Consider the following 12857-nt stretch of genomic DNA (forward strand, 5'->3'; position numbering starts at 1 on the left):
ACAAGCAATATACTAAATAACTAATCATATGGCACAGGGGCTGTCGTACAAAAGTGCGGCAGCCTCTCTTTTTTATAGAAAAACTTGATATAAAAAATCTCGAATTCTCGAAAGGAACAACACAATGAACTACAAAATCATCTGTTATCTTCTCTTTCTTCTGCTTGGCTTCGCCATCATCTTCATGGCCACCGTCGTCAAGGCGCAACCGCTTCCCGGCACGTGCTACACTGCCAGGGTAGTACGCATCATTGACGGCGACACCATCACGGTCTATGATAATTCCGGCTGCTTTCACCGCATCCGCCTCGCTATGATAGATGCTCCGGAAAAGGAACAGCCCTTTGGGGAAGAAGCAACCAACGCCTTAAGCGAGCTGCTGAAGCAAGGCACTGTCAGCTTAAAGGTGCACTGCATTGATAAGTATAACCGCGAGGTTGCCTTTGTAAATTGCGACGGAAAGGACGTGAGCGCCGAGATGCTCAGAAAAGGCATGGCCATGCATTACCACATGGACTTTGATAACTGCGAAATATATGATAAATTTGAAGAAGCTGCCAAGCGCCACCGCCAAGGCTTGTGGGCGCAGGATAATATAGAAACACCGTGGGATTATCGCCACCATCTTGCCAAAAGGAGACATAGCAATGTTCATAAAGACATTTTCCAAGCCTGATTACCCCGACGATTTAGAGCTGACAGACAATACGCTTGATGAAATCACTTACGAGGATAACCATTGGGATTACATGAACCGCTTCCCTGATTACATCAACAGCGATACGATTACCAGTATTGTTTATGAGACCGGTGACTGGTACTTTTATACGAATGATAAATACGTAGACCATTACTTCGTCCTTGCCTTTGTAAACTGGTCCAAAATGCCAGTCATCCTTTCCATGTGCGAAACTGAAGCAGAAGCGCAGGAGCAGATCAGGCTGCTGACGATAGAGCTGAACAATAAATAAAAAAATGCTCCGCCTACCCTAAAAAGAGTAAGCGGAGCATTTTTCTGTCGAAAAAAGCAGTAAAATAATAATGCTATAAATAATTTAGAAAGTTATGAGATTCTAACCGCGCGCAGACTTGTTTTTGCTATAACTGCACCAAAAAACTACGCAAACCACCAGCCTAATAGTTTGGCCCAGCTACGCAACACTCAAGGTGCTTCGTGCTATGTCCTATGTATTTCACATCTTTTTTAGTCAGCTTGACAGTCTTCTCACTTTCACTGCAAATTGTGCAAACACCATCTGCACAAATTCATCAGGTATGCTTAAAAAGACAGCCTCATCTGGTGCCAGACAACATTTCCATGCGTAGATTTTTCGGACACGCCTTCATCAACAAAGCCAAACTTCGCATAATACGGTACCAGCCTCTCCTTGCAGGTAAGCACCAGGCCCTTGCGCCCCTGCAGCCTTGCATCTTCAATCGCGCGGCCAATCAGCTCACCGGCATATCCCTGCTTGCGATAAGCCGGAATAGTGTTGACGCCGAAAATCATCTGCCACGCCCCATTTTCATTGTGTAGCGTCGCATCTTCGTACATTACATCTGTCAGATCACGCTCATCTGTCACAAAACCATCTACAAAAGCAATCAGCTTTTCCGCCTCGTACATCAGCCAAAAGTGATTGCCATAATACTTCACCCTGTCAACAAATTCCTTGGCAGTCGCGGCCTCCGCCGGCGGAAAGCATTCTGCCTCCACTGCGGCAATCGCAGCAATATCCTCTTCATTTGCATATTTTATAATCATAAGCTGTTCCCCTCCGGTAAAATTCATATTCTATTAATTATAGCATGAATCACCGTCTTGTTAAACAGCAAACACAATCTAAAGGCGCTTGCGACGATTTTGACGTGTAGTAAACGCCTCTGTAAGTGTAATATATTTTTCTTTTTTCGAACTATTGTTTTTATTCTTTGTATATGCTATAATTACCTTAGTTGCATAGGTAGCCGCATTCCTGCGGAGCTTATGCCTGGTCATGCGGACCAGTGGCGCTTGTCGAGCTTTCGGCAGGCGCCTTTTTTCATCTGGCTGCTTATATATTTTCACCTGACTTTATGCTATAATCAAAGGAGGAAACATATGCAAAACCAAGTATCTAATCTTGACAAGCTCACTCTTTCCAACGATTTTCTGTTCAAGCACGTTATGCTCAGAAAGCGCATCTGCAAGCATATTCTGGAAGAACTTTTACACACCAAAATTGCAGACATCACCTATCTCGAAGCAGAACAGACGCTTGATGTTTATCCCGACAGCCATGGTATTCGCCTGGACGTCAGAATTGCTGACGACACCAATACGCATTACAATCTGGAAATGCAGGTAAAGAACCCTGTCAGCCGTACTGGTAAATTTCAGCTTCCTAAGCGTACCCGCTACTATCAGGCCATGTTGGATACAGATATGCTGCAAAAGGGGCAGGATTATGACGAGCTTTCTCCTACCTATATAATCTTCTTCTGTCTGTTTGACTTCTTTAAGGATTCCCAGCGTATTTATACCTTTAAAAGACGTTGCCTGGAAAACATGGAGATTGAATTGGCAGATGAAGCTGCTATTATGTTTCTTAACACATTAGGCACTAAGGGCGATGTATCGCCGGATATTCAAAGCCTGTTTGACTACATTAACAACAACACAGTTACCAGCAACTTCACCCGCGAGGTTGCCGATACGATTACGGAAATCAAGAATGATAAGAAAGTGAGGGATTCCTATATGACTTATGAAATGCGTATGAAGGATATTCGTGAAGAATCTCTTGCCGAAGGTGAAGCCAAAGGTGAAGCTAAAGGTGAAGCCAAAGAAAAACTTGCTACCGCCAAACGTCTTTTAAGCATGGGCTTGTCAGTACAGGATGTCGCCAAGGCCACTCTGCTTTCTGTTGAGCAGGTTGAAAAAATTAAGGCTGAATTAGCTTGATTCTCCCCCCTACCCCCACCGCCGTTCGCTGCCGCGAACGGCTTTTTTTATACAAAAAATCTGCGCAAGCCTCAGCCTACGCAGATTTCTCAAAGCACAAAACAACAAAGCTGTTTCGCGTTACACCCTATTTTACTTCAATAGTAAGTTCCTGACCATGTGGAATATTAGGATTCATAGCCTCCTTCAGCTCTTCCGGAGTTACACCCAAATCCACATTATCCCTAACCTCTACCTGAAAATCAGTGCCAGCCGGATAGTTAATATTGCTACCCTTCATAAAAAGACCGCCAACCAGACTAACTGCAGCAGCAACAGCCACAGCACCGCCATCAGTTTTTCCCTTGCCTTCAAGGCCTTTTCTCAAAGGAACGGTTACATTGTTCAGCGTCTTTATTTCCTTACCTGCAATGCGCAGCACGCCTTTTCTGCCAAAGCCGCCCGCCTTTTGCACTTCATATACATAACCCATGCCAACGGTACCTTTAGGAATAACAACTACACCATTAATAATCAGATTTTCAGTAGTTCTGAATTCAACCTGTTGATTTTTCTTATGAGTTTTAGAATTTGCTGCTTCGATAAGCTCAACATTAAGCATCGTTTGCTTAGGAATATAAATATGACCAGGTAAAACATTGGTAATGGCTACCTTTTGTGTAGCAGCCTGCTCTTGTTTTGCCTGCAGAGCCATTCTTTCCTTAAATGTCAGCTTTGATGTGTCAACTTCCTTAACCGGTTCTTCCTCCTCTGCAAACGGGTCATACTTTTCGTCCACATTCACATAGCGGCTTGCCGGAGCAGCATAAGCCATAGGTAAGCACAAACCATTGACCATCATAATTCCGCTGATGATTGCTGCTGCAAATTTCCCTGTTCTTTTCATTTTCAAACACCTTCCCTTTTTATTTTGATATCTTATATGCTGCCCATATTATGCATAACAGATATCTGGTTAACATTATGTAGCCTACATATAATGAGGCTTTTTTGCAATTAGCTCGCATCGCTGTAGCTTTAAGATAAGTTTACTATATGATGCGGACAATATCTGTCTATCTAATCCATGTAGTACCATAAAATAAAAAATTTTCCCATCAAATTTTTATAACTTAAGTCATCAATACAAACTCATTTCGAATACTATTCGACACACATATCCATAATCCCTGCTTCACTCTAATCGCCTCTTTTATTTATAACATGATTTTCTTTTAGCAAACTATTGTTTTTATTCTTTGTATATGCTATAATTACCTTGGTTGCATAGGTAGCCGCATTCCTGCGGAGCTTATGCCTGGTCATGCGGACCAGTGGCGCTTGTCGAGCTTTCGGCAGGCGCCTTTTTTCATCTGGCTGCTTATATATTTTCACCTGACTTTATGCTATAATCAAAGGAGGAAACATATGCAAAACCAAGTATCTAATCTTGACAAGCTCACTCTTTCCAACGATTTTCTGTTCAAGCACGTTATGCTCAGAAAGCGCATCTGCAAGCATATTCTGGAAGAACTTTTACACACCAAAATTGCAGACATCACCTATCTCGAAGCAGAACAGACGCTTGATGTTTATCCCGACAGCCATGGTATTCGCCTGGACGTCAGAATTGCTGACGACACCAATACGCATTACAATCTGGAAATGCAGGTAAAGAACCCTGTCAGCCGTACTGGTAAATTTCAGCTTCCTAAGCGTACCCGCTACTATCAGGCCATGTTGGATACAGATATGCTGCAAAAGGGGCAGGATTATGACGAGCTTTCTCCTACCTATATAATCTTCTTCTGTCTGTTTGACTTCTTTAAGGATTCCCAGCGTATTTATACCTTTAAAAGACGTTGCCTGGAAAACATGGAGATTGAATTGGCAGATGAAGCTGCTATTATGTTTCTTAACACATTAGGCACTAAGGGCGATGTATCGCCGGATATTCAAAGCCTGTTTGACTACATTAACAACAACACAGTTACCAGCAACTTCACCCGCGAGGTTGCCGATACGATTACGGAAATCAAGAATGATAAGAAAGTGAGGGATTCCTATATGACTTATGAAATGCGTATGAAGGATATTCGTGAAGAATCTCTTGCCGAAGGTGAAGCCAAAGGAAAAGCCGAAGAAAAACTCGCTACCGCAAAGCGTCTTTTAAGCATGGGCTTGTCAGTACAGGAAGTCGCCAAGGCCACTCTGCTTTCTGTTGAGCAGATTAAAAAGCTTAAGGCTGAACAAGCTTGATCCTCTCCCACTACCCCCACCGCCGTTCGCTGCCGCGAACGGCTTTTTTTACGCCCGCACAAAAAAATCTCCCGCACGCTGCCAAACGCAGCTCGGGAGATTTTCTACTATATCAATATAAGCCAGGCCTCAACGCCTGTCGGCTGCAAGCAGCCTCTTATTTGCCGCTGTCAAACAGCGCTTCTACAAACTTATCCGGCTCAAAGGGGCGGAAATCCATAATGCCTTCGCCTACGCCGATCCATTTAACTGGCAGTCCCAGCTCTTCCTTAATTGCCACAACCACACCGCCCTTGGCAGTGCCGTCGAGCTTCGTAAGTACAACGCCGGTAACCTTGGCAGTTTCCATGAAAACCTTAGCCTGGTTGATTGCATTCTGGCCGGTGGTAGCGTCCAGCACCAGGAAGGTTTCGTGCGGAGCTTCAGGAATTTCGCGCTTGATGATGCGGTGAATTTTTTCCAGCTCGTTCATCAAATTAGCCTTGTTGTGCAAGCGTCCTGCAGTATCAATAAAGAGGATATCTGCCTTACGCGCAATAGCAGCCTTCATAGCATCAAAGACAACTGCCGCCGGGTCTGCACCCTCAGCGTGGCGGATAACGTCGCAATGTGCACGCTCGCCCCAGATTTGCAGCTGCTCGCCTGCTGCAGCGCGGAAGGTGTCACCTGCTGCCAATACAACCTTGTATTTGAACAGGGTGAAGTAGTTGGCCAGCTTGCCGATGGTAGTAGTCTTGCCTACGCCGTTAACACCAACAACAAGAATAACCGTCGGTTTAGCACCGATACGTGTACGTTGGCCGCTGTCAGCCAGCATCTCTGCCATATATTTCTTCAGGAAGGGAATAACATCCTCAGTCCCGCTGATTTCCTTCTTCTTCGCTGCCTTGCGCACTGCGTCAATCAGCTTTTCCGTAGTCTTTACGCCCACGTCCGCAGAAAGCAGAATCATTTCCAGCTCATCTAAAAAATCATCGTCAATCGTTGCAGACAGGCCTACAAGCTCCTGAATGCGGTCAGTGAAGTTGCGTCTTGTTTTAGACAGGCCTTCCTTTAAACGCTCAAAAAATCCCATTATTCATTCTCCTTTGCATTTATTTTTACGGATAGTAATTTAGAAACACCGGATTCTTCCATTGTTACACCATACATAATATCGGCGCATTCCATCGTACCCTTGCGGTGCGTAATCACGATAAACTGCGTGTCGCTGGCAAAGTCCCGCAGGAAATCAGCAAAGCGCTGGATATTGGCATCATCTAAAGGCGCGTCAATTTCGTCCAGAATGCAGAACGGTGACGGCTGGTAGCTCAAAAGAGCAAACAGCAGCGCAATTACCGTCAGCGCTCTTTCGCCACCGCTCATCAGGTACAGGCTCTGCAGCTTTTTGCCAGGTGGCTGCACGTCGATATCGATACCGGAATCCAGCAGATTATCCGGCTCGGTGAGCCGCAGCACTGCCGTACCGCCGCCAAATATTTTGACATAGCATTGCGCAAAGTATTCGTTGATCTGGGCAAAGGCTTCCTTGAAGCGCTTGGTCATACCGCTGTTGATTTCCGCGATGACCGCTTCCAGATTATCCTTCGCCGTACACAAATCGTCATATTGCTTACGCAGGAATTCGCTGCGCTCCTTCACTGCGTTGTATTCTTCAATCGCCGCCGCATTAATCGGTCCCAGATCCGCAATCTGCAGCGTCAGCTGGCTTTCCTGCTTTTGCAGTGCCGGCAGCTCCATATCCTGCAGCTCAGCCAAATCCTGGCTGCGTGCCGCCGCCTCGTCCAGCTGATAATCCTGCTGCAGCTGCTCCCGGATATGGCCACAGCTGCTTTCATGGCGCGCCAAGTCCAGCTCTGTCTGCTTCAGCAGCGCTTCACTGTCGTTCACCTGCTTGCGCAATCCTGCCAGCGCCTGTTCTATCTCCTGCTGCTTATCCACCAGGTCGCCGCGCTCCTGGGCGAAGTCGTCCTTGCCTCCCAGAATCTGCTGCAGCTGTGCCAGCAGCTCATCGCTTTGCTGCTGCAGGCGCTGCTTTTGCACGCCGCAATCGGCAATTTCCTGCTGTCTGCGCTCCTGCTCCCTGCCATTGGCAGCAATCTCCTCCTGCAAGCGCAGTGTATCCTGATCCAGGCTGTGCATAGCCTTGGTGATATCCTGCGTGCGTGCGGCAGAGGTCTGCAGGGTAATCTTAGCATCCTGCAGCTGGTTATCCAAGGCAGTAACTGCACTGCCGTACTTTGCAATTTCCTTCTTCAGGTTATCCAAAAGCTCCTTGGCTTCGGTGTCCTGTCCCTCGCGCTCGGCAACTGCTGCGCGCAGCTCCTTCACCTTGTCACGGTTTGCCATATAGGCAGCAGTGATATTGCTGCGGTCATCTAAAAGCAGCAGCAAACGCTCATTGTCGCGCGTCTTCTGTTGCTGCACCTGCTCAAGGTTCAGCTTAAGCCTGTCGGCCTTCAGCTGCTGCTGACGCAACTCTGCTGCCAGCTGCTGCAGCTGCTCCTTCTGCCTGCCTTCGGCTTCTTCCAGCACTTCCAGCTTTTCCTGCCAGTCAAGCATCTCGGCATGCAGCTGCTTCACCTGCGCTGCTGCCTGAGCAATTTCTACATTACGGCTCAAATAGCCTTCCTTATGCTTTTTACTGCCGCCGCTCATACTGCCGCCGGCGTTTACCACATCGCCGTCAAGCGTAACTACGCGCAGACGGTAGCGTCCGGCCTTCGCGGCAGCTAAGGCAGCGTCAATATTTTCGGCAATCAGCACTCTGCCCAGCAAAAAGCGGACAGCGTTTTCCGCCTCAGGCTTAAAGCCGATCAGATCCACCGCATAGCCAAGAATGCCCGGCAGCTTCGCCAGTGCTTCCTCCTCACGGTTCGGCCCACGCCTTTGTACGGTATCCAGCGGCAGAAAGGTTGCACGACCACTATTGGTACGCTTCAAAAAAGCAATCGCTTCCTTCGCTGCGTTGGCCGAGCGCATCACCAGGTTCTGCGCGCCCTCGCCCAACGCTGTCTCGATAGCAGCGACATATTTATCTTCTACCTGCAGCAGCTCCGCTGCCACACCCACAACCTGCTCACGCCAGGGCTCCTGAGCCTTCAGCACCGCTTTGATGCCGTAGCTGAAGCCTTCGTAGCTCTGCTGCAGACGCTTTAAGCTTTGCTCGCGCGTTTCGGCCGCCGTCAGCTGACGCTGGCACTGCTGCTGACTGCTGCGCACCTCCTGCAGCTCCTTTTGCCCTGCATCATAGGCACTGCGCAGCTCTTCGCCCTGCCTGCGTACCAGCTCCATGCCGTGCGCACACTGCGACTGCTGCTCCAGCAGGCTGTTGTACTGCTCTTGTGCCTGACGGTCTGCAGCTTCCGCCTCTTCGATGCTCTTTTTCAAAGCATCGCGACGACGTGCACGCTGCTCCTGCTCCTGCTCCAGGTTATGCAGCTCGTTACGCAGCTTAATCAGCTCCTGCATACCGCTGAAGAACTGCGACTGCGCCTGCTCGTCGCTGCGCTTCGCTTCCTCCAGCTTGGCGCTCTGCTCATCACGCTGCGCCTGCAGCTGCTTGACAGCGCCATCGGCCACAGTATGCCTTTTTTCGACAGCATCAAACTCTGCTGCCAGCTCCTGCATGCGTGCTTCCTGCTCCTTCACCTGCTGCTCCAGGCGCTCGTTGCGCTGCACCAGGCGTTCGCCAGCTCTTTCGTTCTGGCTGACACGTTCATCAAGCACCTTCTGGTCACCGCGCAGCTTTTCCAAAGCAGTCTCGCGGTTTTTGATATCGTCCTGTAATTTATTATAAGCCTCAGCCAGCTTATCCAGCTCCTGCTGCACCTTCACGCCCTCGGCCTGCATGCTGCCGACCTTCGCCGCCTGCTCAGAGTAGGCAGCTTCGGCCGCCTGCTTTTTCGCCAGCAGCTCCTTGCCTGTGTCCTCCATCGCATCAAGGCGACGCAAAAGTACGGAAAGACGGCAACGGCGCAGCGCCTCGCTAAGCTCGTTGAACTGCTGCGTTTTGGCTGCAGCCTGCGCCAGCGGCTCCACCTGCGCATCTACTTCGCTACGGATATCGTTGATACGCGTAAGGTTGTTGGCCGTATCGTCCAGCTTGCGCACCGCATCCTTCTTACGCAGGCGGTATTTGGCAATGCCTGCCGCCTCTTCGAACAGACTGCGTCTATCCTCGGGACGGCTGTTTAAAACCTCATCAATTTTATTTTGGCCGATAATGGACATGGAGCCCTTACCAAGACCGGTATCCGCCATCAGGTCGATAATATCCTTCAGGCGGCAGCTTTTCTTATTAATCGCATATTCGCTGTCACCGCTGCGGAAAATGCGGCGCGTCAGGCTCACCTGCTCAAAATCAAGCGGTAACGTCCTGTCGCTGTTATCAAAATCAATGGTGACCTCCGCTACACCCAACGCTCTGCGCTTGCCACTACCGGAGAAAATCACGTCCTCCATCTTGCTGCCACGCAGATACTTGGCGCTCTGCTCGCCCAACGCCCAACGAATGGCATCAGAAATATTGCTCTTGCCTGAACCATTCGGTCCGACAACAGCAGTAATTCCCTTGTCAAAGGTCAATTCAGTTTTATCAGCAAAGGATTTAAAGCCATAGGTTGAAAAGGACTTTAAACGCACTAGCAATCACCCATCTTCTATAAATCAGTTATTATATCTTTTTATTGTACCATAAAATACGATTTTTTACACCAGCCAGAAGTTCTCTCATGCTAAAAATTGCAAAATAACCTGCCAGCGCTCCGCCAGATCCTCCAAGCGCAAGCGCGCATTGGCCGGACTTGTCGACGGCAGATAAAAAATTCGCACCTGCTGCGGCAGTTTTTTGGCAAAATATTTTTTAAACGCTGCAGCTGCCTTGCCGCCGTTGCAGACCACTGCCTGTAAATGCGGCAGCTCGCCTGCAAGCTCCACGACAGCATTCGGCACCTCGTTTTTGATGCTGCTGTCCAGGCTGCCCTCGCGCTCGCAATAGCCCAGCGTGTCCCACAGTGCCAAGTGATGCTTATGCAGCAAAGCTTGCTTGGCAGCGTAATCCTGCGGCACGTCCTCCTGCAAAAGCAACGCCAGCAAACGCCAGAAGCGGTTTTGCGGATGTGCATAATATTCCTGCTGCTCCAGCGATTTTATCCCCGGCATGGAACCGAGAATCAATATTCTGCTGTGCTCATCTACGATTGGTGCAAAGGATTTACATGTGGACATACTCTTATCTCATCTGCCTTATCTTGGATTATCTGCAGCTTAAGGCCTGGGAATAACTTCTCCCAATAGCGCAGGTTGCAGCTTTTTTGCCCGCGCAGCTTCGATTCCAGGCGCGCAGGGCAATATATATTAATAGCGCCGCAGTCAGCCAGCTTTTCTAATTGTGACGTCACTTCGGTGCGCAGCACCCTGCTTTTTACCAGCTCGCCCATTGCCGGGTGAAACGGTCCTGCAAGAATGTTGCCCGGTGCGCACAGCTCCTCGTCTGGCTGCAGGCCAATGCGGATTACATTCACGCCTGCTTCCGTCAGCTCGCGATAAGCCCAGGCCGCCTGCGTCACGGCCTCCTCCAGCGTCAGCGGCACAAAGCGCCCCGCCGCGTAGACCGCAGCCAGCGGCGTACCCTTGATTACTAATAAAGGATAGAGGCGTGCCACGTCAGGCTGCATCGCAATGGCCTTGCGCACTGTTGCCTGCACGCTATCAAAGCTTTGCTGCGGCATACCAACCATCAGCTGCAGGCCGACATGAAAGCCGAAGCGTTTTAAAAGCGCCACCGCCGGCGCCACCTGCGCCGCCGTGTGGCCGCGCTCCGCTGCCGCCAGCACTCTGTCATCCAGCGACTGCACACCCAGCTCTACCAGGCGCACCCCATGCTGCTGCAAAAGCTGCAAGCGTTCTTCATCTATATAATCCGGGCGCGTGGAAAGACGCACACTGCCGATAAAGCCTTCGGCCAGCAATGCATCCGTCAGCGCCAGCAGCTCCTCCTGCAGCTTCAAAGGCAGGCCGGTAAAGCTGCCGCCGTAAAACGCCGCCTCGTTGGCAGCGCTCGGTCGCAGCCAGCTGCGCCAGCGCGCAAGCTGCTCTTTGGCGGCTGCAACAGCAGCCAGCTTCTGGCCGCTAATCGTCTTTTGGTTACAAAAGACGCATTGATGCGGACAGCCTGCATGCGGTATGAAAATCGGCAGAATAGACATAGATATCCCTTCTTTTAAACAAAAATACAGCTTTTATGTAAATTTTTTAGAAAAAAACTAATTAATGATAATAATTCCTATTGACATTATCCCCTATAGGGGGTTATTATAGTGTTGCAAGAAATTTAATAGGAATGTGGTGCAGCAATGAAATTATCTCACATGGAGTTTATAAAAACAAGTCTTCCCTTTACCTTTTCTACAGTGGCCGCCTCGCTCATGGGCGCCGTTGATACTGCCGTAGTCGGGCATTTGGGGAATTATACCTATATTAACGCAGTTTCTTTAGGCGCAGTAATTTTCAGCACAGTCTATTGGCTTTTCGGCTTTCTGAAAATATCCACCAGCGGCTTTGCGGCGCAAGCCTTAGGTCAGCACGATCCAAAGCTGCTCGCCGGTGCTTTTATCCGCGGAGTGCTGGCAGCCTTCGGCATCGGCCTGCTCCTCGTCATTTTACAGGAGCCTATCTGGCGGACAGCATTACTGCTCTTCAATCCCGACGCAGCAACCAGGCCTATGTTAGAGCAATATTATCGCATGCTCATCTGGATTATGCCGCTGACGCTCGTCTTCCAGACAGCACAGGGATGGTTCGCCGGCACACTGCATGTACGTATCGCGGTACTCACCGCACTTGCCAGCAACATTATAAACCTGCTGCTGGACGTGCTCTTCGTCATTGTATTGCATTACGAAGTAACCGGAGTTGCTGCTGCCACCTGCATCGCCAATATTACCGGCTTTTTGGCCATTCTGTACTTTTATGCCAAGCACAAGCCCCTGCCGCTGACAGCAGTGCCGCTGCGAAAAATCTTTTCCGGTCCCACCTGCCGCCAGATGCTGCAGTGCGGCTCGCATCTCACCGTGCGTATGTTCTGCATGATTATCATGGTCAACAGCTTTATGCATCAAAGCTCTGCCTTCGGCGGCGAGCTTTTGGCTGCCAATTCCATTCTCTTCCAGATCCAGTTCATCATGGGCGATATTCTGACCGGCCTTTCGCAGGCAGGTGCCATCTATTCCGGCATTGCCTTCGGCGAGCATGACCGCTCCATGCTCAACGATACGCTGCGCATCAGCTTCATTTGGGCCATTGGCTTCGGCCTGCTGCAGACTGTCGGCTATTATTGCTGTCGTCACGCCATTCTCGGCTGCTTCACCAATCTTCACAGCGTCATTGCCACAGCGCAGCAGTACGATTTGTTCATAGCCTTCTTCCCGCTTATCAGCGCGCTTGGCATTGTCTACTACGGCGTGTTCAACGGTGCGCTCTACACCAAGCCTATCTGCATCTCCATGCTGCTGACGGCAGGCTGTTACCTTACCGCCTACTTTACGCTTATCCCGCTTTACGGCAACATCGGCCTGTGGCTGGCCTTCCTCATCTTCTATATTGCCCGCAGCAGCTTTTTACTGTTTTTTGTTTCCAAGCTGCAGCAAAGAGTAGCTTTAGCCTAATCTCAAAC

The 12857-nt window shown here is 49.5% G+C and carries 11 protein-coding genes; 5 read left to right on the plus strand and 6 right to left on the minus strand.

Going from position 1 to position 12857, the window contains the following annotated elements; genetic code table 11:
- Positions 1-124: 124 nt before the first annotated feature.
- Both Q0G26_RS07495 and Q0G26_RS07500 read left to right on the plus strand, forming a co-directional pair.
- Positions 125-676, plus strand: coding sequence for a thermonuclease family protein (locus Q0G26_RS07495; protein ID WP_293829528.1), 552 nt, complete (start codon positions 125-127; stop codon positions 674-676).
- Positions 648-971 (plus strand): hypothetical protein, encoded by a 324-nt coding sequence (locus tag Q0G26_RS07500; protein WP_293829531.1) that lies wholly within the window; start codon positions 648-650, stop codon positions 969-971. Before Q0G26_RS07495 ends, Q0G26_RS07500 begins: the two co-directional genes overlap by 29 nt.
- A 308-nt stretch (positions 972-1279) precedes the next feature.
- Here Q0G26_RS07500 and Q0G26_RS07505 read toward each other — a convergent pair whose 3' ends face one another.
- Positions 1280-1765 carry a GNAT family N-acetyltransferase gene (locus Q0G26_RS07505; protein WP_293829533.1) on the minus strand — a complete coding sequence of 162 codons (486 nt, stop codon included), beginning with the start codon at positions 1763-1765 and terminating at the stop codon, positions 1280-1282.
- A 336-nt stretch (positions 1766-2101) separates the two neighbouring features.
- Between Q0G26_RS07505 and Q0G26_RS07510 the strand changes: the two genes are divergently transcribed.
- Entirely contained in the window at positions 2102-2944 is an 843-nt protein-coding gene (locus Q0G26_RS07510) for an Rpn family recombination-promoting nuclease/putative transposase (RefSeq protein WP_293829535.1), read from the plus strand.
- Positions 2945-3071: 127 nt separating this feature from the next.
- On the opposite strand, the gene Q0G26_RS07515 is transcribed toward Q0G26_RS07510, so the two are convergent.
- A complete protein-coding gene (locus Q0G26_RS07515) occupies positions 3072-3830 on the minus strand; it encodes a hypothetical protein (RefSeq protein WP_293829537.1) in 759 nt (252 codons plus the stop codon).
- A gap of 521 nt (positions 3831-4351) precedes the next feature.
- Between Q0G26_RS07515 and Q0G26_RS07520 the strand changes: the two genes are divergently transcribed.
- Entirely contained in the window at positions 4352-5182 is an 831-nt protein-coding gene (locus tag Q0G26_RS07520; protein ID WP_293829539.1) for an Rpn family recombination-promoting nuclease/putative transposase, read from the plus strand.
- 157 nt (positions 5183-5339) lie between these two features.
- On the opposite strand, the gene ftsY is transcribed toward Q0G26_RS07520, so the two are convergent.
- The 4 genes from ftsY to Q0G26_RS07540 all read right to left on the minus strand — a co-directional run bounded on the left by ftsY (position 5340) and on the right by Q0G26_RS07540 (position 11391).
- Entirely contained in the window at positions 5340-6257 is a 918-nt protein-coding gene (gene ftsY / locus Q0G26_RS07525; protein ID WP_210684530.1) for a signal recognition particle-docking protein FtsY, read from the minus strand.
- Positions 6257-9826 carry a chromosome segregation protein SMC gene (gene smc, locus Q0G26_RS07530; protein ID WP_293829542.1) on the minus strand — a complete coding sequence of 1190 codons (3570 nt, stop codon included), beginning with the start codon at positions 9824-9826 and terminating at the stop codon, positions 6257-6259. Before smc ends, ftsY begins: the two co-directional genes overlap by 1 nt.
- Before the next feature lie 87 nt (positions 9827-9913).
- On the minus strand, positions 9914-10411 hold the full coding sequence (locus tag Q0G26_RS07535) for a DNA-deoxyinosine glycosylase (RefSeq protein ID WP_293829544.1): 498 nt from the start codon (positions 10409-10411) through the stop codon (positions 9914-9916).
- The gene (locus Q0G26_RS07540; RefSeq protein ID WP_293829547.1) at positions 10378-11391 is read right to left on the minus strand and encodes a radical SAM protein; all 1014 of its coding nucleotides are present in this window, start codon (positions 11389-11391) and stop codon (positions 10378-10380) included. The genes Q0G26_RS07535 and Q0G26_RS07540 overlap by 34 nt, the downstream gene beginning before the upstream one ends.
- Before the next feature lie 147 nt (positions 11392-11538).
- Here Q0G26_RS07540 and Q0G26_RS07545 point away from each other — a divergent pair, with 147 nt between their 5' ends.
- Positions 11539-12849 carry an MATE family efflux transporter gene (locus Q0G26_RS07545; protein WP_293829550.1) on the plus strand — a complete coding sequence of 437 codons (1311 nt, stop codon included), beginning with the start codon at positions 11539-11541 and terminating at the stop codon, positions 12847-12849.
- Positions 12850-12857: the final 8 nt, after the last annotated feature.

The organism is uncultured Phascolarctobacterium sp. (genome assembly GCF_934190775.1).
In the GTDB taxonomy this organism is placed as follows: domain Bacteria; phylum Bacillota; class Negativicutes; order Acidaminococcales; family Acidaminococcaceae; genus Phascolarctobacterium_A.

What these genes read in the sequence shown, in the direction of transcription:
- Q0G26_RS07495 (WP_293829528.1), top strand. Translation starts at nt 125, where the DNA reads ATGAACTACAAAATCATCTGTTATCTTCTCTTTCTTCTGCTTGGCTTC.
- Q0G26_RS07535 (WP_293829544.1), bottom strand. Translation starts at nt 10,411, where the DNA reads ATGTCCACATGTAAATCCTTTGCACCAATCGTAGATGAGCACAGCAGA.
- ftsY (WP_210684530.1), bottom strand. Translation starts at nt 6,257, where the DNA reads ATGGGATTTTTTGAGCGTTTAAAGGAAGGCCTGTCTAAAACAAGACGC.
- Q0G26_RS07500 (WP_293829531.1), top strand. Translation starts at nt 648, where the DNA reads ATGTTCATAAAGACATTTTCCAAGCCTGATTACCCCGACGATTTAGAG.
- Q0G26_RS07505 (WP_293829533.1), bottom strand. Translation starts at nt 1,765, where the DNA reads ATGATTATAAAATATGCAAATGAAGAGGATATTGCTGCGATTGCCGCA.
- Q0G26_RS07515 (WP_293829537.1), bottom strand. Translation starts at nt 3,830, where the DNA reads ATGAAAAGAACAGGGAAATTTGCAGCAGCAATCATCAGCGGAATTATG.
- Q0G26_RS07540 (WP_293829547.1), bottom strand. Translation starts at nt 11,391, where the DNA reads ATGTCTATTCTGCCGATTTTCATACCGCATGCAGGCTGTCCGCATCAA.
- Q0G26_RS07510 (WP_293829535.1), top strand. Translation starts at nt 2,102, where the DNA reads ATGCAAAACCAAGTATCTAATCTTGACAAGCTCACTCTTTCCAACGAT.
- Q0G26_RS07545 (WP_293829550.1), top strand. Translation starts at nt 11,539, where the DNA reads ATGAAATTATCTCACATGGAGTTTATAAAAACAAGTCTTCCCTTTACC.
- Q0G26_RS07520 (WP_293829539.1), top strand. Translation starts at nt 4,352, where the DNA reads ATGCAAAACCAAGTATCTAATCTTGACAAGCTCACTCTTTCCAACGAT.